This window comes from Psychrobacillus sp. FSL H8-0510 (genome assembly GCF_038008345.1).
In the GTDB taxonomy this organism is placed as follows: Bacteria; Bacillota; Bacilli; order Bacillales_A; family Planococcaceae; genus Psychrobacillus; species Psychrobacillus psychrotolerans.
Window position 1 is genome coordinate 3,392,021 of sequence record NZ_JBBOYZ010000001.1, and the last position, 21,294, is coordinate 3,413,314.

Consider the following 21,294-nt stretch of genomic DNA (forward strand, 5'->3'; position numbering starts at 1 on the left):
CCTTTCATGCATATAAAAAGTGAAGCATGTTTAATACTATACCCAAACGGGTAAAATTTAAATATCAACATGACTTGATAAATTAAATAAAGAGAGGAAGATATGAAATGGGTAGAATTTTATGGGGAATTATCGTAGTATTAATCGTACTTTGGCTACTTGGTTTAGTATTAAAGATTGGCGGCGGATTTATTCATGCACTACTAATCATTGCGGGTATCATTTTTGTAGTTCAACTAATCAGTGGAAAACGATCACTATGAAGAAAGGTGTTGCCTAAACGGCAACACCTTTTTATTTTTTCATTGATATTCAAATTGAAATTTTAAATAGAATCTTGAGATTCCCTGACTTTGGCATATATGCATGTGTCCCTCAATTTTTCCCCATCGGCAGATAAAGAATCATTTTGAAGTATGCCCTCCAACTTAAACCCAGCTCTTTCGGCTACAGAGCGACTTCGAACATTTTCACTATCACAACGAATTTCTACTCTATTGGCCAGTAGTTCCTCGAATGCAAATTGTGTTATGCGTTCACATGCTTCTGTCATTAAGCCTTTCCCCTCAAACTTACTATCAATCCAATAGCCAATTTCAAATTTCCGAACGTCCCAGTCAATTCGATGCAATCCAGAAGCACCTACAAATTCTCCTGTTTCCTTTAAATACAATTGCAGGCGTAAATCCTTTCTAGTTATAAAGTCGGCAACTGCTTGACGTATATTCGTTGTAATTTGCTCCAATGACTGCTTTTTTTGGGCCCATGGCATCCATTCTTTCAGTGCAGCATCCGAATTGACTACCGCCTTCCAAATTTCATCCGCGTCTTCTACCTTTGGAGCTCGTATCAACAATCGTTCTGTGTAAAACTCCTCCGCAAAGGTTAGCTCTTCTTTAGCAGGATAAGTCTTAGGGAAATCTTCATCCCACTTCACGGGAGTTGCAGTTCCTTTTAAGAAATCTTCTCTCGTTAGACCATACGTTACAGCATCGTAATAGGAACTCTCTTTAGGAGAAAACCATGCTTGTCGAAGTTGTGCTTCTTTTACAAATCCAGCTCGTTCAAAAGTTTTGCGCATTGCAAAGTTATCCTGTCTTGTATGTCCTTCTAAACGAATTTTCGCTTCTGGTAGTTGGAATACATACTCTGCTACAAGCTTTAATGCCTCCGGTCCATAACCACTACCTCTCGCATGATCTGCAATTCGCAAGTCAAAAAGAGGAATCTCATCTCGTAGGTCATAAATTTTTACGAAACCAACCTTTTCATTTGTTTCATTTTCAATCCAAAAGGTTTTAACTTCATCCGATTGATATCCGCCTTCTTCAATCGTTTTTTCGATTAGTTCTCTTGCTGGGTGTGAGTTTCCATGATACGGCCAACTATTCGTCGTCATGAAGTGGATCAGTTGTTCTTGTTCTTCCATCGTCCATTCCGTAAGCTTCATTTTCCCGCCTCCGTACACGCTATTTATTTATCCTTAAAAGTCTTAATGAATTAAGCACTACCAATAGAGTAGCCCCCATATCTGCAAAGATAGCAATCCATAAAGTTAACCATCCTGGAATAATGAGTAGCAATGCAATTATTTTTAATCCTAATGCAAACATAATATTTTCTTTAATAATATGCAATGCTTTTCGACTTAATCGGATTGTATAAGGTAACTTATCTAGGTCATCAGCCATTAAAGCCACATCCGCTGTTTCAAGTGCAGCATCTGTTCCCGCTCCACCCATCGCTATACCAACTGATGCCGCTGCTAGTGCAGGAGAATCATTAACACCATCTCCAACCATTGCAACCGTGCCGTACTCTTCTTTTAATGCTTTTATGGCAAAAAGTTTTTGTTCTGGCATTAACTCTGCTTCTACGTCCGTCAGACCTAGTTTTGTTGCGATAGCGTTTGCCGTACGTTTGTCATCTCCTGTTAGCATGACAGTACGCTTTATCCCTGCTTTTTTCAGTTGCTCTAACACATTTACACTAGTTTCACGGATTGGATCTGCTACAGCTATAAACCCTTGATATACACCATCTGCCGAAGCTAGCATGACTGTATTACCCTCCGTTTGTAACTGTTCAATTTTAGTAATGACTTCAAAGGAAACAGTGCTGATAGTAGAAATCCAACTAACACTTCCAACTGACCATTTTGTTCCGTCCACTATACCCTCTGCCCCTTTGCCAGTGACAGATTGAAAATGCTCGATTTCTACACTTTGAATATGCTCTTTTGCACCATATTTTACAATAGCCTTTGCCAATGGATGCTGAGAGTAGATTTCAATGGACATTACTTTTTGGATAAAGTCTTTTGGTGCATCTGCTTCTACATGCGTTACCTCTGGATACCCTTTGGTCAGCGTGCCAGTTTTGTCAAATGCAATTGCTTGAAGTCGACCAATCTCTTCTAAGTGAATACCACCTTTGATTAATACACCTTGTTTTGCTGCATTTCCGATTGCCGTAACAATGGCAACGGGAGTTGATACTACTAACGCACATGGACAACCCACAACTAATACCGCAAGCCCTTGGTAAATCCATGTTTGCCAATCTGCTCCGAACAACGGAGGAATTATAGCCACTAATATAGCAATCATGATAATTGCAGGTGTATAATATTTTGCAAATTTATCTACAAATTTTTGAGAGGGTGCTTTTTCCGCTTGCGCCTCTTCAACAAGGTGTATGATTTTTGCAATTGTTGTATCTTCTACTCTCTTCGTCACTCGTACTTCAAGTGATCCTTCTTCGTTTAACGTACCAGCAAATACCTCATCGTCTACCGATTTCATAACTGGTAATGATTCACCGGTGATAGACGCCTGGTTAATTGTAGAAGTACCTTTCAGTACAATTCCATCCATTGCAATTTTTTGCCCTGGTTTTACAATTAGTACATCGTTTATTTGTATAAAATCTGTATCAACCTCTATTAACTTTCCATCTTTGCGGATCGTTGCAGTAGGTGGCGCAATATCCATTAAATGACTGATGGATTGACGTGCTTTATTCATCGAATAAGCCTCTAAAGCTTCACTCACCGCGAATAAGAATACTACTACCGCTCCCTCGCGCCACTCTCCAATAATTGCTGCACCAATAATAGCTATAGTCATTAACGACTTCATATCGAAGTAAAAACGAGATAAATTGGCTAACCCACCTCTAAATAAATCGAAGCCTCCTACTACTATAGAAATCATGAATAACCCTATAGAAAGTGGGTGTGCTTCCTCATAAGTGAACGATGCGATAATCCCTATAACTAGAAATACAAATGAAATAACCGTGAGTATATTTTCTTTCCGTTTGAAAAAAGGAATTTTTTCTAATTGACGTTGTTTGACTGTAGTCACTTTTATGCCATCAAACGCCCCAGCTTTTTCAATATCCCCTATTGTTGCTTTACCAATGACCGATACTTTAGAAGCACCAAAGTTAACTGTTGCATCCTCTACATCAGGAAGTTTTTTTATATTTTGTTCAAATTTCATGGCACAATTGGCACATGAAAGATTTTCTAATCGATATTCTTGTTTAGCTACTTTTACCATCCTTTTCACCTTCTTCTATTGCATGTTCATATGCGATTTTTACTAACGCGTTCACATGATGATCTGCTAAAGAATAATAAACTTGTTTTCCCTTACGTGTTGATTTAGCAAGGGATAAGTCTCTTAAAAATCGCAAATGATGAGATGCTGTAGCTGTAGATGAACCTATAATCTCACCCACATCACAAACGCATAGTTCTTCCTCTATTGTTAATGCAAATGCTATCTTCAACCTTGTTTCATCTGCTAGTGCTTTAAAGATTTGAGCTGCTGCTCCTAAATCTGGTATTTGGTTCTTTATGGAAAACACTATGTCTTCGTTTACCTTTGTTACTTCACACATATCCTTTGTCTGCATATTTCCACCTCATTCAAATGATTGTTTGATTGTTATATTCAGTATATGTTCAGAATATTTAATATGCAACTTATTCTAATGAGTATTTGAATGTTTTTACTACTTTAGTTTTTATCGCTTAAAAACAGGGTAACTTTTACTCTTCATTTCCTCTTAATATAAAAAACAGCCGAAGATAAACACCTTCGGCTGCCAATTTTAGTTTGCTTTTAATATTAGTTCATATCCTTCTTTGATGTCTCCGTCTATTACGGTAGTGTGATAGTTTCCTTCTGCCCAGTCATCTACTTGGCTATGATACCAATCGGATTTCATATGACCGCTTTGTCCCGGCCCTACGATGTGATAGGCCTCATTTAAATCAGCCAAATCTGCTACAAATCGCCAGGACGCTCCGTGGTCCACTTTTCCATCCTCTCCAAAACCGGCTGCTTGCACGGTAATATTGGATCCCCCTATAGGAACTGGATCTGGATTTAAGAGATAAGCCAAGATTGGAGAGGCCCCTCCCAGTGGATGATCAAATGTTAACTGGTGGTAATCCCCCCACTTCCATTTCTTTTCATTTGAACCAAACTCTTCGGATATTTCTTCGGTTGCCTTCACAAATGAGTCATATACCCACTTGTCTACACCACCATATGCTTCTAACCAAGCACTTTGTTCATTATTATAGCCTTTTCGTAATAATTGATCTGAAATGTTACCTTTTCCTGGCAACATCGAATATACATCCTCTGGCATTTCTTCCTCGAGTAATGTCTGAGGTAACTCCTTCATCCATTTATGAAAAACAAGCGGAGCAGCTTGTTCTTTATCATCTACCTGATCCCACTGCTTCACTAAGGAAAGGATTTCTTTATATTCACCCTTGGTATCTAAGTTTTCAACTGATCCAAGCATCTGTGTCAAGAATTCCTTAGCGTATAGATTCGTTTGATCCATCTGTAAATCCATCATATCTTCTTTTGTGAAATCCGATTTGCTCTCCAATACTTCAGCAATTCGCTCATACCGATATGATTGAGCCCAAAAATCAGTAATATGGTATGGATAGGAATCATCTACGACCTCATTATTTGCTGTCGCTATATAGCCTTCCTCTGGGTTCACAACAATTGGAAGCTCGTTATAAGGAACAAATCCTTGCCAATCGTATTCCGCCGAGTCTCCAGGAACAGGTAATTGGCCATCCCCGGTCTTTCTTAAAGGTATCTTCCCATTTGCTTTATAGGCAATGGTCCCATCTTTTGCAGCAAATACAAAATTTTGAGCTGGTGCATGGAAGTCTTCTAGCGCTACTTCAAATTCTTCCCAATCAGCAGATTTATTCATTTTTAAGATTGCTTGTAATTCAAGTGTTGGAGCTAACGCAGTCCATTGCATGGAAAATAACGCTGATGCTTCTTCCTCTTTGAATACGACATCTGAAATAATTGGGCCATGTCGAGTCACCACTACTTCAAAAGGTATATCCTCCTGTCCCTTTACTTTAATAGGTGAATTACGAACCTCTGCTTGCTCCCATTTCCCCTCATATAAGAATTGGGTCCGATCCTCTGGGTTTGGTGTTTCAATATAAAGATCCTGCACATCCGGCCCTACATTGGTTACACCCCAAGCAACATCTTCGTTATGACCAAGAATAATGCCGGGTATCCCAGCAAATATAACACCACTTACATTCTGTTCTGGTGATTCTAAATGCATTTGATACCATACAGATGGTGTGCTCAATCCCAAATGTGGATCATCTGCAAGTAGTGGAAGACCACTAGCTGTCTTGTCCCCACTCACAACCCAGTTATTACTACCGTTAAATTCATTCGGTAAAACCGACGAGTCAAAGTGACCACTTACATTTACTGGGTTACTTATATTCGCCTCTATAATCGATTTTGCATTCTCAGGATAAGTAATAAAAAGTTCCTTCGCCTTTTCTTCATCCAATTCATTTAAAGCCCAATGTCGTATTGCAAGTGTCGACCAATTTCCACCTAAGTCATATGCCATATACTTTCCAATTGCTAATGAGTCAGTTGGAGTCCACTCTTCTGGCTCATATCCAAGTAATTTAAACTCATAGCTTAATTTATTTTCTTCTTTCGCAAATTCGATAAAATCATTGACCCCTTCTGCATAGAACTCTAATACTTCCTTCGCTTCCTCACTATATCCATCATAAGATTTCTCAGCAGCATCACGTAAGCTAAAGGTTAAGAAAAACTTATCTGTATCTACCGCAGATTCTCCTACCACTTCTGCTAAACGCCCACTAGCCTGCCTTCTAGCTAAATCCATTTGAAAAAGTCTATCCTGTGCTTGCACAAATCCTTGCGCACGGTAAAGGTCAGCATCTGATTGTGCAGTAATATGTGGTACCCCATCTGCATCACGTACTACTTTTACATCTGCGTCTAGCACCTTCATTGCAAGTTCACCTTCAATAATGGCTTTTGTGCTAGATAAATACAGGTTCAAACCTACAACGACAATAACTGCTAACACAACGATAGTACCTATAAGCCAAGCAGTTATTTTCCATCCTTTTCTCATATACCTTGCCCCCTTTGTTCCTTTACAGTATTCGACATTTCCTACTTTTTTCCTTCTATATATCTCGCTAGAATACACATAGAGAAATAGGAAACCATCCCAAAAGACCTCTAGTCCCACCCTCAACCTTCACACAATTTTTTTTTGAGTGCTTCACGCTAAAAATGGTTACAATGATCGTTCAAACATATAAAAAAGGCCCATGAATAATTATATTCATGGACCTAGGCTTGTATTAATCTATATTTTCTCCAACAATTTTTACTTCTAACTCTAGCTCAACACCAAAGTTTTCTTTCACTTTTTCTTTCACCATTTCTATCGTGCTAATATAATCAGTTGCTGTAGCATTATTTTTATTGACGATAAAGCCTGCATGCTTCGTGGAAACCTCTGCACCACCAAAGCCTTTACCCTGTAAGCCACTGTCTTGAATGAGTTTCCCGGCAAAATAACCTGGTGGTCTTTTGAATACACTACCAGCAGAAGGATATTCTAATGGTTGTTTAGATTCTCTTTGAAAAGTAAGATCTGCAATTTTTGAGTCGATCTCTTCTTGACGCCCTTTTTCCAATAAAAATTCTGTCGACAATACATAATAGCCTTTTTTCGTAATAATACTCTTTCGATACCCTAGCTCCAATTGCTCTTTCGAAAGAACTAACTTTTCTCCAGATGGAGTTAGTACAGTACATTGCACAATTACGTCTTGAATTTCGCCACCATATGCTCCTGCATTCATCGCCATTGCTCCACCGATAGAACCGGGAATACCACAGGCAAATTCCAAACCAGTTAAGGATTCTTGCGCTGCCGCTTTTGACACATCAATAATATCCGCACCACTCTCGGCGATTACACGGTTACCATCTATTATAATATTATTTAAATTTTCCAGTCGAAGTACGATTCCTCTTACTCCACCATCCCGTACTACCATATTAGATCCATTTCCTAATAGTAGCATTGGTATATTATGTTCATAAGCATACTGCACAACAAAGGCAGCTTCATCCTGCGTGGACGGTGTGACAAACAAATCTGCCATCCCACCCATTTTTGTTACTGTATGCAAATTTAATGCTTCATCTATTTTAATATTCTCCGGGTTTAACTTTTCACTTAAGTTTTCAAACCATTTTTGTTTACTCAAAGAGAGACAATCCTTTCTTCATTAACCTTGTATCCTTACATAGTATGCATTTTCACACATAATATATCAAGAGAAAATGCTATAACCATTCTTTAGACCAAGTCTCAATTCCTCCAACTACTTCTTTTAGAGCAAGACCTTTCTCTGTCAAGTTATATTCTACCCGTATTGGCACCTCGGAAAAGACAGTTCTTTCAACAATCCCCTCTTTTTCGAGTTCTTTTAGACGCTCTGATAACAAACGACCACTTATAGGAAGGGACGACTCAATCTCATTAAATCGTTTTGCTCCATCCATTAGTTGATATACGATTAGGGCAGTCCATCTTTTACCTAACAACTCCATTGCTTTTGATAAACGTGGACATAATAACGTTTCTTTCATCTGATTCACCTCTATTACCTTCTATTATATTCTTTTTTTCTTCTAAAGTAAAATAAAAGTAATTTAATTACTTGACGTAACTAATATATTAATCTATATTTAGTTACATAAAGTAACCAGATATTTGCTATTTGTAAAAGAAGGTAAACGAAATGATGGCAATATATATTACTTCGAAATAAAAACTCTTGATTTCGAAGTAATATTGTTTTATAGTTAGAATAACAACAAACTTAGGAGGAAATAAAAAATGACAAAATTTAATCTTGACGCAGCGCATTCTACGATCGACTTTTCCGTAAAACATATGATGGTTTCAAAAGTAAAAGGAGCTTTCACTAATTTCACAGCAGACTTAGAAGGTAATACAGAAGACTTAACAGGTGCTACAATTAGTTTTGATATCGACGTAAAATCTATCAACTCAAATAACGTAGACCGTGATAACCACTTACGTTCTGGAGATTTCTTTGATACAGAAACATACCCAAGCATCAAATTTGTGGCTACAGATATTAAGAAAAAAGACGATGGTGAGTACGACGTAACTGGCGACCTAACGATTAAAGACGTTACAAAACCAGTAACATTCGACGTTGAATATGGTGGTAAAGGTACTAATCCATGGGGGCAAGAAGTAGTCGCTTTCTCTGCTGAGTCTAAAGTTAACCGTAAAGAGTTTGGTTTAACTTGGAACCAAGCATTAGAAACTGGTGGCGTTCTAGTTGGAGAAGACATTAAAATTACTGTTGAACTTGAGTTAAACCCAGCTCAATAATCATCTCATAAGTACAAAAAGCTATCCTTTTGGATAGCTTTTTTATTTTTATAATTAAATAACCTGAGTAAAAAATAAGCAATTAAAATTATCTGAATATTAAGTGATATATTATATACTTTATATTGAGTAAAGAATGTGTTATTGTATGAATTATCTTATTTTCAGAAAGGACGGAATATTATGCCACAAATGCTAGCTTTGGTTATTGTTGTCGCTATTTTATTTATTGGAGACTTTGTCTCTATACGAACTAAAGCTTGGATCCCGTCTGTTTTCATAGCTGCCATATTGTTCATTCTTGGTTATTGGACATTTTTCCCTAAGGAAATCATTTCAATAGCTGGTGTACCTCCAGTAGTTGCAACAATGATGATTTATCTTCTCATCACAAATATGGGTACACTCCTTTCTCTTAGACAATTAAAGGAACAATGGAAAAGTATATTAATTTCACTAGCTGGGATTTTAGGTATAATTGTCGCATTATTCACAATAGGTACTTTACTATTCGGAGTTAAAACTGTTATCGTGGCTATTCCTCCATTGGTTGGGGGTGTGGTGTCAGCGCTAATCATGTCAGAAGGTGCTGCAAATGCAGGTCTTACCACTTTGTCGGTGTTTGCAATAGTCATATACGTTATGCAAGGATTCGCCGGGTATCCACTTACTTCAATTGTACTTAAAAAAGAAGGAAAAGAACTTCTTCAAAAGTTCCGCATCGGCGAAATTACTATTGCAGGACAAACTAAAGATGAAGTAGGAAAACCAAAAGAAGAACTCAAAATGTTTCGTAAATTGCCAGAAAAATATAATACCGACTACTTTAAATTGTTTCGTCTAGCTTTCGTCGGATTCCTTGCTTATGGGGTATCTACTCTATTAAACCCTATTCTAGAAATTAGTCCTTTCGTACTTTGCTTATTATTTGGGATTATCGCGGGAAGTATTGGTTTCTTAGAAAGAAACGTCCTTCAAAAGGCAAACAGTTTCGGTATTTGTATCTTAGTATTAATGTTATTTGTTTTTGATGCCTTGAAAAACGCTACACCTTCTATGATTATGCAACTGTTTTATCCACTTGTAGGAACAATTGTCATAGGTGTCATAGGAATGTACATATTCTCCTTCATCATTGGAAAAATTCTAAAAGTCAGCAAAAATATGGCCTTTGCAGTTTCATTGACCGCACTTTATGGATTCCCTGCTGACTACATTATTACAAATGAAGTTATTAAATCTTTAACAGAGGATGAGAAAGAAAGAGAAGTTTTAACTAGTCACATGCTTCCTCCCATGCTTGTAGGAGGATTTATCAGTGTAACTATTGTTTCTGTTATTCTAGCAGGTATATTCGTAGGATTTTTATAAGACCGCTTAATGCTTACATAGAGAGCCAATCTAATAACCTTTTAAGTGCCGCATAATTTAAAGGAACCATAATAAATAATATATAAAATCATATAAAAGTTAACGGGGGATCAGCATGATAAACAATAAAATAAATGAATCCATTAAAAATAATAAGGAAGAATTAGTTCAACTTCGCAGAAAATTGCACAGCGAGCCTGAACTATCATTTGAGGAGTTCCAAACGACTCAGTTTATATGCGAGTATTTAGATAATCTTGGAATCTCTTATCGTAAAACGGAACCTACTGGAGTTATCGCGGAAATCAAAGGGGCAACAGGCGGAAAAACCGTTGCTCTTCGAGGCGATATGGATGCCCTTGCGATTCAACAACTTAATAAACACGTCCCATATGCCTCTAAAACTGAAGGAAAAATGCATGCATGTGGTCATGACGCACATACTGCTATGTTATTAATAGCAGCAAAGGCACTTTCAGCGGTAAAAGATCAGCTTTCTGGAAATGTACGCTTGTTATTTCAACCAGCAGAGGAAATAGCGCAAGGGGCAAAGGCTATGGTTAAACAAGGCGCAATGGATGATGTTGATAATGTATTCGGTATCCATATTTGGTCTCAAATGCCTACTGGTAAGGTTTCCTGTAATCCAGGTCCTTCCTTTGCTGCAGCCGATATCTTCAAAGTGACATTCAAAGGACGAGGCGGTCATGGCGCCATTCCAGAGGCTTGTATCGATGCAGCTCTTGTTGCTTCATCCTTCGTCATGAACGTTCAAACAGTTATCTCTAGGACGATTGATCCGCAAAGCCCTGCTGTTTTAACAGTTGGTAAAATGGTGGTTGGTACTCGATTTAATGTCATTGCGGAGAATGCCGAGATAGAGGGAACTGTCCGTACCTTCCATTCCAATACTCGCGATCATATTGAAAAGTCTATTGGCCAATATGCGGAAAGTGTTGCGGCTATTTACGGTGCAACTGCTGAGGTACAATATACAAGAGGCACAGACGCAGTAGATAATGACGAAGAAAGCGCTAATCTTGTCCAACAGGTGGCATCTGCTTCGTTTGGTTCAGACGTTGTCTATTACGAGAAGCCGACAATGGGCGGAGAAGATTTCTCGGAGTTTTTAACAAAAGCACCTGGTAGTTTTGCACTTGTCGGTAGCGGTAATTCTAAAAAGGACACAGAATGGGCTCATCATCACGGTAACTTTGATATTGATGAGGATGCACTTTCTACTGGAGCCGAACTCTATGCTCAGTATGCTTGGACATATTTGAATAAATAAAGATTTTAAATGCATTCGGATGGAGAAAACAGTTAGTAGTTTTCTCTATCTTTTTTTCATTAACTTTTATCTGACTTTTTAAACTATTTATATAAAAAATCGTATATACTTATGTAAAAGGCTTGGAGGGATATGTATGGAGGATTTTATAGGATTAGTTGCTGTAGTGATGGTTTTTTCCATACCACTGACTGCAATATGGACAACACATCTACGAAAGTCTCAAAAAGTGAAATTAATCATTGTAAAAGATGAAATTGAACTGGAAAAACTCAAATATAATAACTTTTTGCTCGAAACAGAAAAAATGCGAATGGATCTTCAGCACAAACAAGCTAACTTACTAGAAAGCTCAGATCCACTTGTTTTAGATTTACAAAAAAGTGCACAACAAGAGGCAAAAACTATATCTTCTTAAAACAATCGTGCTGATTTCATTTCTGCACGATTTTTTTTGAATGCTTATTTCCATTGTAACCCCTCTCATTCGCTACTTTAACAGTGCATCGATTACAATAGAAGTATTCTACTAAACGAAATAGGAGCTTACTATGCAAACATCTACTAAAGGATTCTTTCAACTACTCAAAAGTCTTAAATGGCCCGTCAAGATAACAATTATAGCCGTTGCTCTATCCTTGATAAGCACTGTTATTGGGTTAATCGTTCCACTTGTCACGAAGAATTTAGTTGACACATTAACTACTAGTTCATTCAACTGGAAAATGATTGGAATATTGCTAGTCGTATTCCTTCTACAAGCGATTTCCGGTGGATTCTCATTTTATCTATTATCTTATATAGGAGAATTTATAGTTGCGGATCTTCGAAAAAAACTCTGGAGCAAAGTACTCCATCTTCCTGTCCCCTACTATGATCAAAATGAAAGTGGAGAGACGATGAGTCGTATTACACAGGACACGACTACTTTGAAATCTCTTATTACGGATCATCTAGTAAATTTTGTATCTGGGATTATTACCATTATTGGGTCGGTTATTATCCTATTTTTTATCGATTGGAAAATGACATTGATCATGCTTGTTAGTGTGCCATTAAGTATAGCAATCATGATGCCTCTTGGATCAATGATGCATAAAGTATCCAAATCCACACAAAAAGAAATGGCATCGTTTTCAGGACTTCTGGGCCGAGTGTTATCAGAAATTCGGCTAGTTAAATCTTATCGAGCCGAGAAAACGGAAACTATTAGTGGAAATGAAGCTATTCAAAATTTATATCGATTTGGCTTAAAAGAAGCAAAAATACAAGCTTTCATCTCCCCTTTTATGACCCTTATTATGATGGCCATTTTAGTCGTCATTTTAGGCTATGGCGGTTTGCAGGTATCTCAAGGAATATTATCAGCTGGTGATCTTGTTGCGATTATCTTTTACTTAGTAAATATTATTGTGCCTTTTGCACAAATGGCTACCTTTTTCACATCTTTCCAAAAAGCCGTTGGGGCTACAGAACGAATTCAAGAAATTTTCTATATGGACAGTGAAGCTGTTGAATTAGAAGCACCAAAACATTTAAAAGACGGTGTTATCACATTTGAAGATGTTCATTTTTCTTATGGTCCCGATAAGAAAATAATAGATGGCATTTCCTTAATAGCACATCCTGGAACTGTCACCGCTTTTGTCGGGCCTAGTGGTGGCGGTAAAACTACTATATTTTCCTTAATTGAACGGTTTTATGAACCCGATTCTGGAACCATCTTATTTAACGAGTCTCCTATCACCGACCTATCGTTAAATGCATGGCGCTCTAAAATTGGATATGTTTCTCAGGAGAGTCCATTAATGAGTGGTACTATTTTATCGAATATCACCTATGGTATGTCGACTATTCCTTCTATGGATGCAGTCATCGGAGCAGCGGCAGCAGCAAATGCTGCAGACTTCATCGATAATCTACCAGAAAAGTATGATACGCTTGTCGGAGAAAGAGGCATTAAACTTTCTGGTGGCCAGCGCCAACGTATCGCAATTGCAAGAGCCCTCTTGCACAACCCGAAAATATTATTACTGGATGAAGCGACCTCTAACCTTGATAGTGCGTCGGAGACATTGGTGCAAGAAGCACTCGAACGGCTAATGAATGGTAGAACTACCCTTATCATTGCACATAGACTAGCAACGATTATTCACGCCGACCAAATATTCTTTTTAGAAAAAGGAAAAATTACTGGTAGCGGTACACATGAAGAATTGCTTGCCCAACATCAGCTTTATCGGGAATTTACTCACGGACAAGGTTTGTCTTAATCACCTGTCATAATAAATAACAAAAGAAGGAGTAGAAAGTGACAAGGTCACTATCTACTCCTTCTTTTCTTATGATATTTGATTTGATATCTAATAGTCGGTGTCAAACTCACAAAGAAGTAAAGTTCTCCTTGTAGAAGGTATACAAAATAATAGGTAGTAGAATTAATCCAATTTAAATATATTAACACTATTAGATCATGAAAGTTGAACTAAAATATGGGCATTATTTCAAACTTTTCATAACTTCTTTCATATTTTAAATTTTCTATGTATTACACTCTATAATATGGTATCTTATTTATAATTGGATTTGATTTCCTTTTATTGATTTAGAAGAGGGTGTGGGTTTTATGAACCTTGGGCAATTGATTAAGTTAGAGCGCCAGAGACAAAATATTAAGCAAGAGGCTTTAGCTTTGGGTATATGTGTTCCCTCTTACTTAAGCAGAATTGAAAACGGCTTAGTCATTCCAAGCGAAGATATAAAGCACCTTATTCTTATGCGGCTAAACATCTCGGCAGATACATTAACGAAAAGACCCAATGAAGAAAATACTACGCAGTTTAAAATACGGTTCAAGCAAGTTATAAACTCTCGAGATAAAGAGTTGGCTAAACAACTACTAGTTGATATTCGCCTTCATATTACCGAACATCCCTTAGAAGCAGATCGACTTACACTGCTGATATTGGAAGCTCGATTGATGCTTATGTTACCTGAGGAGTTGGAAATACAAAGGAATATAAATATTTTAGTAGATTTCAAAAAGGAAATGACAATAGAACAACTATTTTATCTGTACACAATTCAAGGTATTATTGCGTATCAAGATAATCAGTTTAGTCAGGCTTCTCATTTCTTTAAGGAAGTTTTTCAATTAATCAAAGGCTATCGTATGGAAGACTGGGAAATGGCTGAATTGCATTACATATCTGGATTATCTCTATTATCTGAGTCTCGTTACATACTTGCTATCGACTATGTAAAGGAAGCAATTTTTTATTTCAATCAAGAAATATTAATCGATCGATCCATTGAATGTTTAATGATTCTGGGGATTGCACAAAAGAATTCGGGTGTCTTAAAGGATGCTCTTGCTACTTTTGAGAAGGCAAAAGATATAAACCTGAAGATTGAATCCTCTGAGTTTAACGGGATGATTGAGCATAATCTGGGTTCATGCTACTCTTTGCAACTGCAATCTGACCAAGCCTTACAACATTTTTTTAATGCTCTGGATTCCAAACACAACCCAGAGGACAAGATTGTCACTATTCTATCTATAATTAAGGAATATCACAAAAATCGGGATTTACAGAATGCTTTAGTATGGTTGGAAAAAGGATTAGAAACTGTCCAATATGTAGGAGATAGTAAGAAAGATCTTTATACCAATCATTTTTCCGTATATGGAGCGATATTACTGGAAAACCAAGTGCTTATACCTATATTTAAAAAAAGCTTGGACTATTTCGAAGGAAAGCAAGATTATAAACATTGTATGATTTATTGCAACGTATTGGCTAAACGACTAGCTGAAACTAAACAGTATAAGCAAGCGTCCATTTACTATGAATTAGGATTCCACTATCATTTGAAGCAATCAAAAGTATTTAGTTGGGAGGAATTGTCATGAAAAAAGTTGTATTTGGTGTTCTACTTTGTTTCGTCTTATTCACATTTCCAGTTCTAAGTTCAACCCATTCTACTGAGGACGACAAACCCAAAATTACATCTATTGGTGAGCTTATTTAATTGATTGATTGAAAAACTAAGGCACAAGATTCGATTTAGAATTTTGTGCTTTTTATTACTTATTATCATTACTACATAAGTTGCCAAAAAAAGGAGGACCTATGTCTACACGTAATTCTAAAAGAATTGGAAAGAAAAAAAAGAATTTAAAATATACCTTTATTATTATTTCTGCACTACTTTTAGTGGGTATTATTGCTTTTGCTGTAAATCTATCATTGGAAGCAAAGACAGCAACAACCAAGATGTACGTACCTTTAATACGCGATGAGAAAGCTCAGAGTGATAAGTCTCCACTTAAAACACCTTTTAGTCTATTAGTAGCTGGTGTGGACGATAAGAAAGAGGAAACATACGGTCGTTCTGACATGCTCCTATTAGTCACCATACATCCTAAATTAGGTAAAATTTCCATGGTGAATATCCCTCGAGATACTAGGGTTTATGTCGAGGAATTGGAACGAGAGGACAAAGTGAATCACGCCTACTCACATGGCGGGATAAACTATACGATAAATTCGCTTGAAAAGCTCTTAGATGTTCCAATCGATTATTATGTTTCTACAAATTTCCAGGGGTTCGAAGACATAGTCGATACACTTGGCGGAATTGAAGTAGATGTGCCGTTTACAGTTGATATTCAAATGGCAGATACATTGGAATGGAAAACTTATACCGAAGGGCCAATGCTATTAAAGGGAAACGAGGCGCTTGCCTATGTTCGAATGCGTAAAAAAGATCCAGAAGGCGATATAGGTCGCAATAAACGTCAAAAACAAGTGATTCAAGAAATCCTAAACGTATCCACTCGTTTTAGCAGTGTAGCTAAACTAGATGATTTGATAAAAAATGTCGGTGAAAACGTCAAAACAAATATTTCAACTGCTGATTATTGGAGCTTTGTACAACTATTTCAACAAATGAAGGATTCCCCTATCGATCAATTAACGCTAGAAGGCCAAGATGAAAGAATCTACAGTAAAACAGAAGGAAAAGAATTATGGTACTTTATACCAAACGAAGCTTCCTTAGAGGAATTAAAGAAGAACCTAAAAACCAACTTGGGAAAAAAAACACAAAAAAACATCTCCCCAAGTAATATCAACTTAACACTCCACTATGAATATGAATAACAATAAAAAACGAGTCCTCAGACTCGTTTTTGTTTATAACTTCTATTCAACTGTCACTTCTTCTTCTGCAATAATATGCTGACTGTATACTTCAACAAATTCCAAAGACTCTTCAATATTATCTACTAACTCAAAAACATCCAGAATCATTACAAGTCTGATCGTCGTATCTTCCCCAAAAATGTTTTTGTAAATAACATCTTTATAATGGGATTTCACTAGCTTATCGACATCCTCTAGCCTAACGGCACGTATGATATTAATGGTCTCTTCATAGATTTTATTAGACATAGAACCGGATATGGAAATGTGTTCAAACAACAATTTAACAGAAAAAATTTTATACATTACGCTCACCTCTTACTTATAACTTTAGTATGTGAGCACGTAGATTGCTAGATATTTCATGTGTGAATGTAGTGTTGTAAATCCAACATTAAACGTCTATTTTTGTTCTTGCTTTCCTAGATGAAATAACCTAGCTAATACCTTTATATTTGTTAGGGTATTTCTCTCCCATTTAAATATTAAACTGACTTTCATATAGCTCGGAGTAGAAACCTTTTTGTTTCAGTAGCTCTGTATGGGTCCCGACTTCAATTAATTCACCTTGATGAATAACTAAAATTCTATCCGCATTTTCAATCGTTTTTAGACGATGTGCTATGACAAAACTGGTACGGCCTTCTGAAAGTCTATTGAGTCCTTGTTGAATATCTATCTCTGTTTTCGTATCAATGCTTGAAGTTGCTTCATCTAGTATTAATATATCTGAGTCTGCTAAAACGGCACGAGCAATCGCTAATAACTGTCGCTGTCCTATACTTAAATTAGATCCATTTCCGGTAATCTGGGTATCATACTTATCAGGTAAATGCTTGATAAATCGATGAGCAGACGCTAGTTTAGCTGCCTCTATTACTTCGTCATCCGTTGCTTCTAGTCTACCGTATCGAATGTTCTCCAAAATGGAACCAGTGAAGAGAAAAGTATCCTGTAAAACAACCCCAATTTTTTCTCGAAGCTTGCTTATTTGATAATCGCTAATTGATCTCCCATCGATTTTAATATTTCCCGAGTCCAATTCATAAAAACGCATAAGCAAGTTAATAATTGTCGTTTTCCCCGAGCCTGTTGGACCTACTAAAGCAATCTTTTCACCAGCTTTTGCCTCGAAGCTAATATTTTTTAGAATTGGTTTGCCACTCTCATATGAGAAGTGAACATTGTTAAAAGTAACGTCTCCTTTTAAATGATCTATTGTAAGCGCGTACTCCTGATCCTGAATATCTGGAGCTTCATCCATTATTTCAAATACTCGCTCTGCTCCTGCTATAGCAGACTGAAAAGTGTTCAATAATGTTGAGAGCTGATTAATAGGTCTGAAAAATTGTCTAGAGTAATTTACAAATGCTGCAATTATACCGACAGTTGCCAATTCTTGAACAGTCATTAGAGCTCCAATTCCAATTATTAATGCAAGACCTAAATTGTTGATAAAGTTGTTGATAGGTCCTAAAAACCCCGACACAGTATCGGCAGCTGTTGCAGAACTGCGAAGTCGTTCATTTACAATTGAGAACTTTTGGATGTTCTTTTCTTCTTGACCAAAAAGGGTAATTACTTCATTGCCAGATATGGCTTCTTCTACAAATCCATTTAACTCACCTAAATCACGTTGTCTTTTGATAAAGTTGCTACTACTATAGCTGATAATCTTTTTCGTTGTGAATATAACTAATGGAACTACCAACAGTGACACAATAGCCAACACCCAGTTAAGTATAAACATAGCTATCGTAACACCTGTCACCATCATTACAGTTGAAATAATTTGAATCACACTTTGACTTAATGCGTTATTCAAACTTTCAATATCGTTCGTCACACGGCTCATAAGGTCTCCATGGGTACGTTTATCGAAAAACCGAAGAGATAGAGTTTGAAACTTTTCATATAGATCCTGGCGTAGTGACCGAATAGTTTTTAACGACACTCTAATCATTAAAAAGTTTTGTAGCCAAGTAAATGCAGCCGCCGCTGTGTACACAATTGCTAAGATCACTAAGTACCGTAACGTTCCATCCATATCCTTTGGAATTATAAACTCATCAATGGTTACACCTATCATGTAGGGAACTAACAAGTTTAATAGAGTAGAAATAATAACTAGTATGATTGATACTACAATTGCTATTTTCTGTTTCTCCATATATCGCCATACTCGTATAAGCGTTCCTTTTTTATCTTTTGCTTTCTCTACTGGCCCTCCAAATCCTCTTGGACCCCTTGCACGACCTATTGCATTAGATACCGGTGGAGCGGAAGTTTTACTCATATGAAAGGACCCCCTTTCCACTTTGCGTCGCATAGATACTGCGGTAAACCTCACTATTTTCAATCAGTTCATCATGTGTGCCACTGGCAACAATCATGCCGTCTTCCATTACTAAAATTCTGTCAGCATTAATAATGGAAGAGACTTTGGAAGATACGATGAATACAGTTGTATCAGGTAAATCATGTGTAAGTGCTTGCTGTACTTGCACTTCCGATATGGCATCTATCGCAGAGGTAGAATCATCTAAAACTAGTATTTTCGGTTTACGGATAAATGCACGAGTCATCGATAATCGTTGCTTTTGCCCACCCGAAAGATTTGTAGCCCCCTGCATAAGCTCATGCCCAAATCGTCCATCTACTTTGTTGATAAACTCGCTTGCAGCCGCAGAGTTAGCCGCTTTTTCCATGTCCTCTATAGTTGCCTCTTCTTTACCGAAGCGAATATTTTCCTCTATGGATCCTGCAAATAACGTTGCCTTTTGCGGCACAAAACCAATTAAATCTCTTAAATTTTTAATAGAATACTCTTTTATATTTATGCCATTGATCATTACCTCTCCTAAATCCGGGTCATACAATCGAGGGAGAAGTTTTATAAGTGTCGACTTTCCGCTTCCGGTCGGTCCAATAATTCCAATCGTTTCTCCACTATTCACATGAAATGAAATATCCTTTAATACATATTCTCCGTTTTTACTATAACTAAAATAAACTGATTTAAACTCAACTTCTCCCTTGAACTCGTTATTCGATAAAGGATTCACAGGATCAGTTATATCAATTTGAGTTTCCAATACTTGTTGAATTCGACGTGCCGAAGTAAACGACCTTGTAATTTGCATTAATACATGACTACTCGATACCAACCCGTTCATGATTATTGTTAAATAATTGATGAATGCTAAAATAACACCAACCTGCAGTGTTCCTTCATTTACTTTTATGGCCCCCATCCACATACCAACAACCACTCCAATATTAACGATGAATAGCATCACTGGCATAAGCGTAAGAATGAGTTGTTCTGCCGACATATTACGCTTCGTTAACTCCCCGTTCACATGTTTGAATGCTTTTACCTCAAAGTTTTGTCTATCAAATGCTTTAATCACACGTATCCCTGCGAACGTCTCTTGAAGTTTTGTATTTACTTTATCCATAGCTTTTTGTACTTTCGCAAATAATTTTCCTGTTTTATACGAGAAAAAATAGATTAAAATCATCAAAATCGGAATTACTACCAATAGCACTGGGAACAACTCTCTTGCTGTAAACCAAACAATCGCAACTGCTCCTATAAATAATAGTGGTCCTCTTACAAACACTCGAAGCGTCATCATAAGTGCCTGTTGAACGGCAGTAATATCATTTGTCACAATCGTTATTAGCTTACCTACACCAATATTGTCCATATTTTCACTGGAAAATCGCTCGGTCATTTTAAATACATCTTTTCGAATATCAGCAGCAAAATTCACAGCCGCTCTAGTACTATATATCGTACACCCTACTCCACCTATCAGCCCAATAACTGCGGTTACAAGCATTAGCACGCCTAGTTTTATGACATAAGCTGTATCATCATTCGCAATACCATTATCAATAATATGTTGCATAATTGTCGGGGAAAGTAAATCCATGGCAACTTCAATGCACATAAACATTGGGGCTAATATTGCAAAAAGCATATATGGTTTTAAATAAGGAAGTAATTTCCAAAATGATTTCATAAATCTCACTCCCTAATAGTTATCTGTCTTTAATCGTTCCGTTATTTCTTTCATAAATGAGATTAGTCTTGGCGAATTTTCAGGAGTCGTTCGAGTTTGCTTTATCGCCTTTCTAAGCTCAGACTCCCATAAATCTATTTGTTCCTTTAGATGAATTGCTTCTTCAGATTTTTGCCAGATCCAACGAGCCTCCCAATTACTCCAGAATAGTCCTTCGTTACGGGTTTCAAACTCCTGCAATCGATTATTTCCCTTTTCTTGAATGATATAAGTTTTTTTTTCGGCTGAAGGTTCAAGTTTTATCAATTCCTGCTCCAGTAATTCCTGAAGTGCCGGGTAAACTGTTCCCGCACTTGCAGTATAATGTCCGCTAGATCTAATTTCTAATTCCTTCATAATCTGATAGCCATGCATCGGTGCCTCTTCTAATAAATGTAAGATAGCCAGTTGAACAAAACCTCTACGCCTTTTCATGTAATCCAACTCCTTTAACTATATCGATAATTTTAATCGATATATCGATTAAAAACAATAGTAAAGGAGTTACCCATTTTATATGTGGGTAACTCCTTTGTGATCAAATTATTTAAAAGGAAAT

19 protein-coding genes are annotated in these 21,294 nt (G+C 37.0%); 9 read left to right on the forward strand and 10 right to left on the reverse strand.

Features of this window, described 5'->3' with window-relative positions; genetic code table 11:
* Positions 1 to 107: 107 nt before the first annotated feature.
* Complete coding sequence (locus MHI40_RS17240) at positions 108 to 263, forward strand: lmo0937 family membrane protein (protein WP_139219921.1); 156 nt, start codon at positions 108 to 110, stop codon at positions 261 to 263.
* Positions 264 to 325: 62 nt separating this feature from the next.
* On the opposite strand, the gene MHI40_RS17245 is transcribed toward MHI40_RS17240, so the two are convergent.
* The 6 genes from MHI40_RS17245 to MHI40_RS17270 all read right to left on the reverse strand — a co-directional run bounded on the left by MHI40_RS17245 (position 326) and on the right by MHI40_RS17270 (position 8,018).
* Positions 326 to 1,450 carry a GNAT family N-acetyltransferase gene (locus tag MHI40_RS17245; protein WP_340763683.1) on the reverse strand — a complete coding sequence of 375 codons (1,125 nt, stop codon included), beginning with the start codon at positions 1,448 to 1,450 and terminating at the stop codon, positions 326 to 328.
* 19 nt (positions 1,451 to 1,469) lie between these two features.
* Positions 1,470 to 3,566, reverse strand: coding sequence for a heavy metal translocating P-type ATPase (locus MHI40_RS17250; protein WP_340763684.1), 2,097 nt, complete (start codon positions 3,564 to 3,566; stop codon positions 1,470 to 1,472).
* The gene (locus MHI40_RS17255; RefSeq protein WP_093537536.1) at positions 3,550 to 3,924 is read right to left on the reverse strand and encodes an ArsR/SmtB family transcription factor; all 375 of its coding nucleotides are present in this window, start codon (positions 3,922 to 3,924) and stop codon (positions 3,550 to 3,552) included. The genes MHI40_RS17250 and MHI40_RS17255 overlap by 17 nt, the downstream gene beginning before the upstream one ends.
* Before the next feature lie 198 nt (positions 3,925 to 4,122).
* On the reverse strand, positions 4,123 to 6,480 hold the full coding sequence (locus MHI40_RS17260; protein WP_340763687.1) for a penicillin acylase family protein: 2,358 nt from the start codon (positions 6,478 to 6,480) through the stop codon (positions 4,123 to 4,125).
* Positions 6,481 to 6,715: 235 nt separating this feature from the next.
* The gene (gene murB, locus MHI40_RS17265; RefSeq protein WP_340763689.1) at positions 6,716 to 7,633 is read right to left on the reverse strand and encodes a UDP-N-acetylmuramate dehydrogenase; all 918 of its coding nucleotides are present in this window, start codon (positions 7,631 to 7,633) and stop codon (positions 6,716 to 6,718) included.
* A gap of 79 nt (positions 7,634 to 7,712) precedes the next feature.
* Positions 7,713 to 8,018: a winged helix-turn-helix transcriptional regulator gene (locus tag MHI40_RS17270; protein ID WP_093537533.1), complete on the reverse strand. Its 306-nt coding sequence runs from the start codon at positions 8,016 to 8,018 to the stop codon at positions 7,713 to 7,715.
* A 250-nt stretch (positions 8,019 to 8,268) separates the two neighbouring features.
* Between MHI40_RS17270 and MHI40_RS17275 the strand changes: the two genes are divergently transcribed.
* From MHI40_RS17275 to MHI40_RS17310, 8 genes are all read left to right on the forward strand, one after another.
* Positions 8,269 to 8,796, forward strand: coding sequence for a YceI family protein (locus MHI40_RS17275; protein WP_093537532.1), 528 nt, complete (start codon positions 8,269 to 8,271; stop codon positions 8,794 to 8,796).
* A 183-nt stretch (positions 8,797 to 8,979) separates the two neighbouring features.
* Positions 8,980 to 10,167 carry a hypothetical protein gene (locus MHI40_RS17280; RefSeq protein WP_093537531.1) on the forward strand — a complete coding sequence of 396 codons (1,188 nt, stop codon included), beginning with the start codon at positions 8,980 to 8,982 and terminating at the stop codon, positions 10,165 to 10,167.
* 115 nt (positions 10,168 to 10,282) lie between these two features.
* Entirely contained in the window at positions 10,283 to 11,458 is a 1,176-nt protein-coding gene (locus tag MHI40_RS17285) for a M20 metallopeptidase family protein (RefSeq protein WP_340763692.1), read from the forward strand.
* 136 nt (positions 11,459 to 11,594) lie between these two features.
* Positions 11,595 to 11,876: a hypothetical protein gene (locus MHI40_RS17290; RefSeq protein WP_340763694.1), complete on the forward strand. Its 282-nt coding sequence runs from the start codon at positions 11,595 to 11,597 to the stop codon at positions 11,874 to 11,876.
* A 133-nt stretch (positions 11,877 to 12,009) separates the two neighbouring features.
* A complete protein-coding gene (locus MHI40_RS17295; protein WP_340763696.1) occupies positions 12,010 to 13,731 on the forward strand; it encodes an ABC transporter ATP-binding protein in 1,722 nt (573 codons plus the stop codon).
* A gap of 353 nt (positions 13,732 to 14,084) precedes the next feature.
* A complete protein-coding gene (locus tag MHI40_RS17300; protein WP_340763698.1) occupies positions 14,085 to 15,371 on the forward strand; it encodes a helix-turn-helix domain-containing protein in 1,287 nt (428 codons plus the stop codon).
* Positions 15,368 to 15,490, forward strand: a complete 123-nt coding sequence (locus MHI40_RS17305) for a hypothetical protein (RefSeq protein WP_281249753.1) — start codon at positions 15,368 to 15,370, stop codon at positions 15,488 to 15,490. Before MHI40_RS17300 ends, MHI40_RS17305 begins: the two co-directional genes overlap by 4 nt.
* 101 nt (positions 15,491 to 15,591) lie before the next feature.
* Positions 15,592 to 16,623, forward strand: a complete 1,032-nt coding sequence (locus MHI40_RS17310; RefSeq protein WP_340763701.1) for an LCP family protein — start codon at positions 15,592 to 15,594, stop codon at positions 16,621 to 16,623.
* Positions 16,624 to 16,665: 42 nt separating this feature from the next.
* On the opposite strand, the gene MHI40_RS17315 is transcribed toward MHI40_RS17310, so the two are convergent.
* From MHI40_RS17315 to MHI40_RS17330, 4 genes are all read right to left on the reverse strand, one after another.
* Positions 16,666 to 16,971, reverse strand: coding sequence for a DUF4288 domain-containing protein (locus MHI40_RS17315; RefSeq protein WP_093537525.1), 306 nt, complete (start codon positions 16,969 to 16,971; stop codon positions 16,666 to 16,668).
* A 172-nt stretch (positions 16,972 to 17,143) separates the two neighbouring features.
* On the reverse strand, positions 17,144 to 18,835 hold the full coding sequence (locus MHI40_RS17320; protein WP_411747385.1) for an ABC transporter ATP-binding protein: 1,692 nt from the start codon (positions 18,833 to 18,835) through the stop codon (positions 17,144 to 17,146).
* Between the two features lie 118 nt (positions 18,836 to 18,953).
* A complete protein-coding gene (locus tag MHI40_RS17325; RefSeq protein WP_340763704.1) occupies positions 18,954 to 20,696 on the reverse strand; it encodes an ABC transporter ATP-binding protein in 1,743 nt (580 codons plus the stop codon).
* A gap of 12 nt (positions 20,697 to 20,708) precedes the next feature.
* Positions 20,709 to 21,170: a PadR family transcriptional regulator gene (locus MHI40_RS17330; protein WP_093537522.1), complete on the reverse strand. Its 462-nt coding sequence runs from the start codon at positions 21,168 to 21,170 to the stop codon at positions 20,709 to 20,711.
* Positions 21,171 to 21,294: the final 124 nt, after the last annotated feature.

Excerpts from the sequence above, each read along its gene's own strand:
- MHI40_RS17315 (WP_093537525.1), bottom strand. The coding sequence starts at position 16,971 with ATGTATAAAATTTTTTCTGTTAAATTGTTGTTTGAACACATTTCCATA.
- MHI40_RS17290 (WP_340763694.1), top strand. The coding sequence starts at position 11,595 with ATGGAGGATTTTATAGGATTAGTTGCTGTAGTGATGGTTTTTTCCATA.
- MHI40_RS17295 (WP_340763696.1), top strand. The coding sequence starts at position 12,010 with ATGCAAACATCTACTAAAGGATTCTTTCAACTACTCAAAAGTCTTAAA.
- MHI40_RS17270 (WP_093537533.1), bottom strand. The coding sequence starts at position 8,018 with ATGAAAGAAACGTTATTATGTCCACGTTTATCAAAAGCAATGGAGTTG.
- MHI40_RS17255 (WP_093537536.1), bottom strand. The coding sequence starts at position 3,924 with ATGCAGACAAAGGATATGTGTGAAGTAACAAAGGTAAACGAAGACATA.
- MHI40_RS17250 (WP_340763684.1), bottom strand. The coding sequence starts at position 3,566 with ATGGTAAAAGTAGCTAAACAAGAATATCGATTAGAAAATCTTTCATGT.
- MHI40_RS17320 (WP_411747385.1), bottom strand. The coding sequence starts at position 18,835 with ATGGAGAAACAGAAAATAGCAATTGTAGTATCAATCATACTAGTTATT.
- MHI40_RS17240 (WP_139219921.1), top strand. The coding sequence starts at position 108 with ATGGGTAGAATTTTATGGGGAATTATCGTAGTATTAATCGTACTTTGG.
- MHI40_RS17325 (WP_340763704.1), bottom strand. The coding sequence starts at position 20,696 with ATGAAATCATTTTGGAAATTACTTCCTTATTTAAAACCATATATGCTT.
- MHI40_RS17245 (WP_340763683.1), bottom strand. The coding sequence starts at position 1,450 with ATGAAGCTTACGGAATGGACGATGGAAGAACAAGAACAACTGATCCAC.
- MHI40_RS17305 (WP_281249753.1), top strand. The coding sequence starts at position 15,368 with ATGAAAAAAGTTGTATTTGGTGTTCTACTTTGTTTCGTCTTATTCACA.
- MHI40_RS17275 (WP_093537532.1), top strand. The coding sequence starts at position 8,269 with ATGACAAAATTTAATCTTGACGCAGCGCATTCTACGATCGACTTTTCC.
- MHI40_RS17260 (WP_340763687.1), bottom strand. The coding sequence starts at position 6,480 with ATGAGAAAAGGATGGAAAATAACTGCTTGGCTTATAGGTACTATCGTT.
- MHI40_RS17300 (WP_340763698.1), top strand. The coding sequence starts at position 14,085 with ATGAACCTTGGGCAATTGATTAAGTTAGAGCGCCAGAGACAAAATATT.
- MHI40_RS17285 (WP_340763692.1), top strand. The coding sequence starts at position 10,283 with ATGATAAACAATAAAATAAATGAATCCATTAAAAATAATAAGGAAGAA.
- MHI40_RS17330 (WP_093537522.1), bottom strand. The coding sequence starts at position 21,170 with ATGAAAAGGCGTAGAGGTTTTGTTCAACTGGCTATCTTACATTTATTA.
- MHI40_RS17310 (WP_340763701.1), top strand. The coding sequence starts at position 15,592 with ATGTCTACACGTAATTCTAAAAGAATTGGAAAGAAAAAAAAGAATTTA.
- MHI40_RS17280 (WP_093537531.1), top strand. The coding sequence starts at position 8,980 with ATGCCACAAATGCTAGCTTTGGTTATTGTTGTCGCTATTTTATTTATT.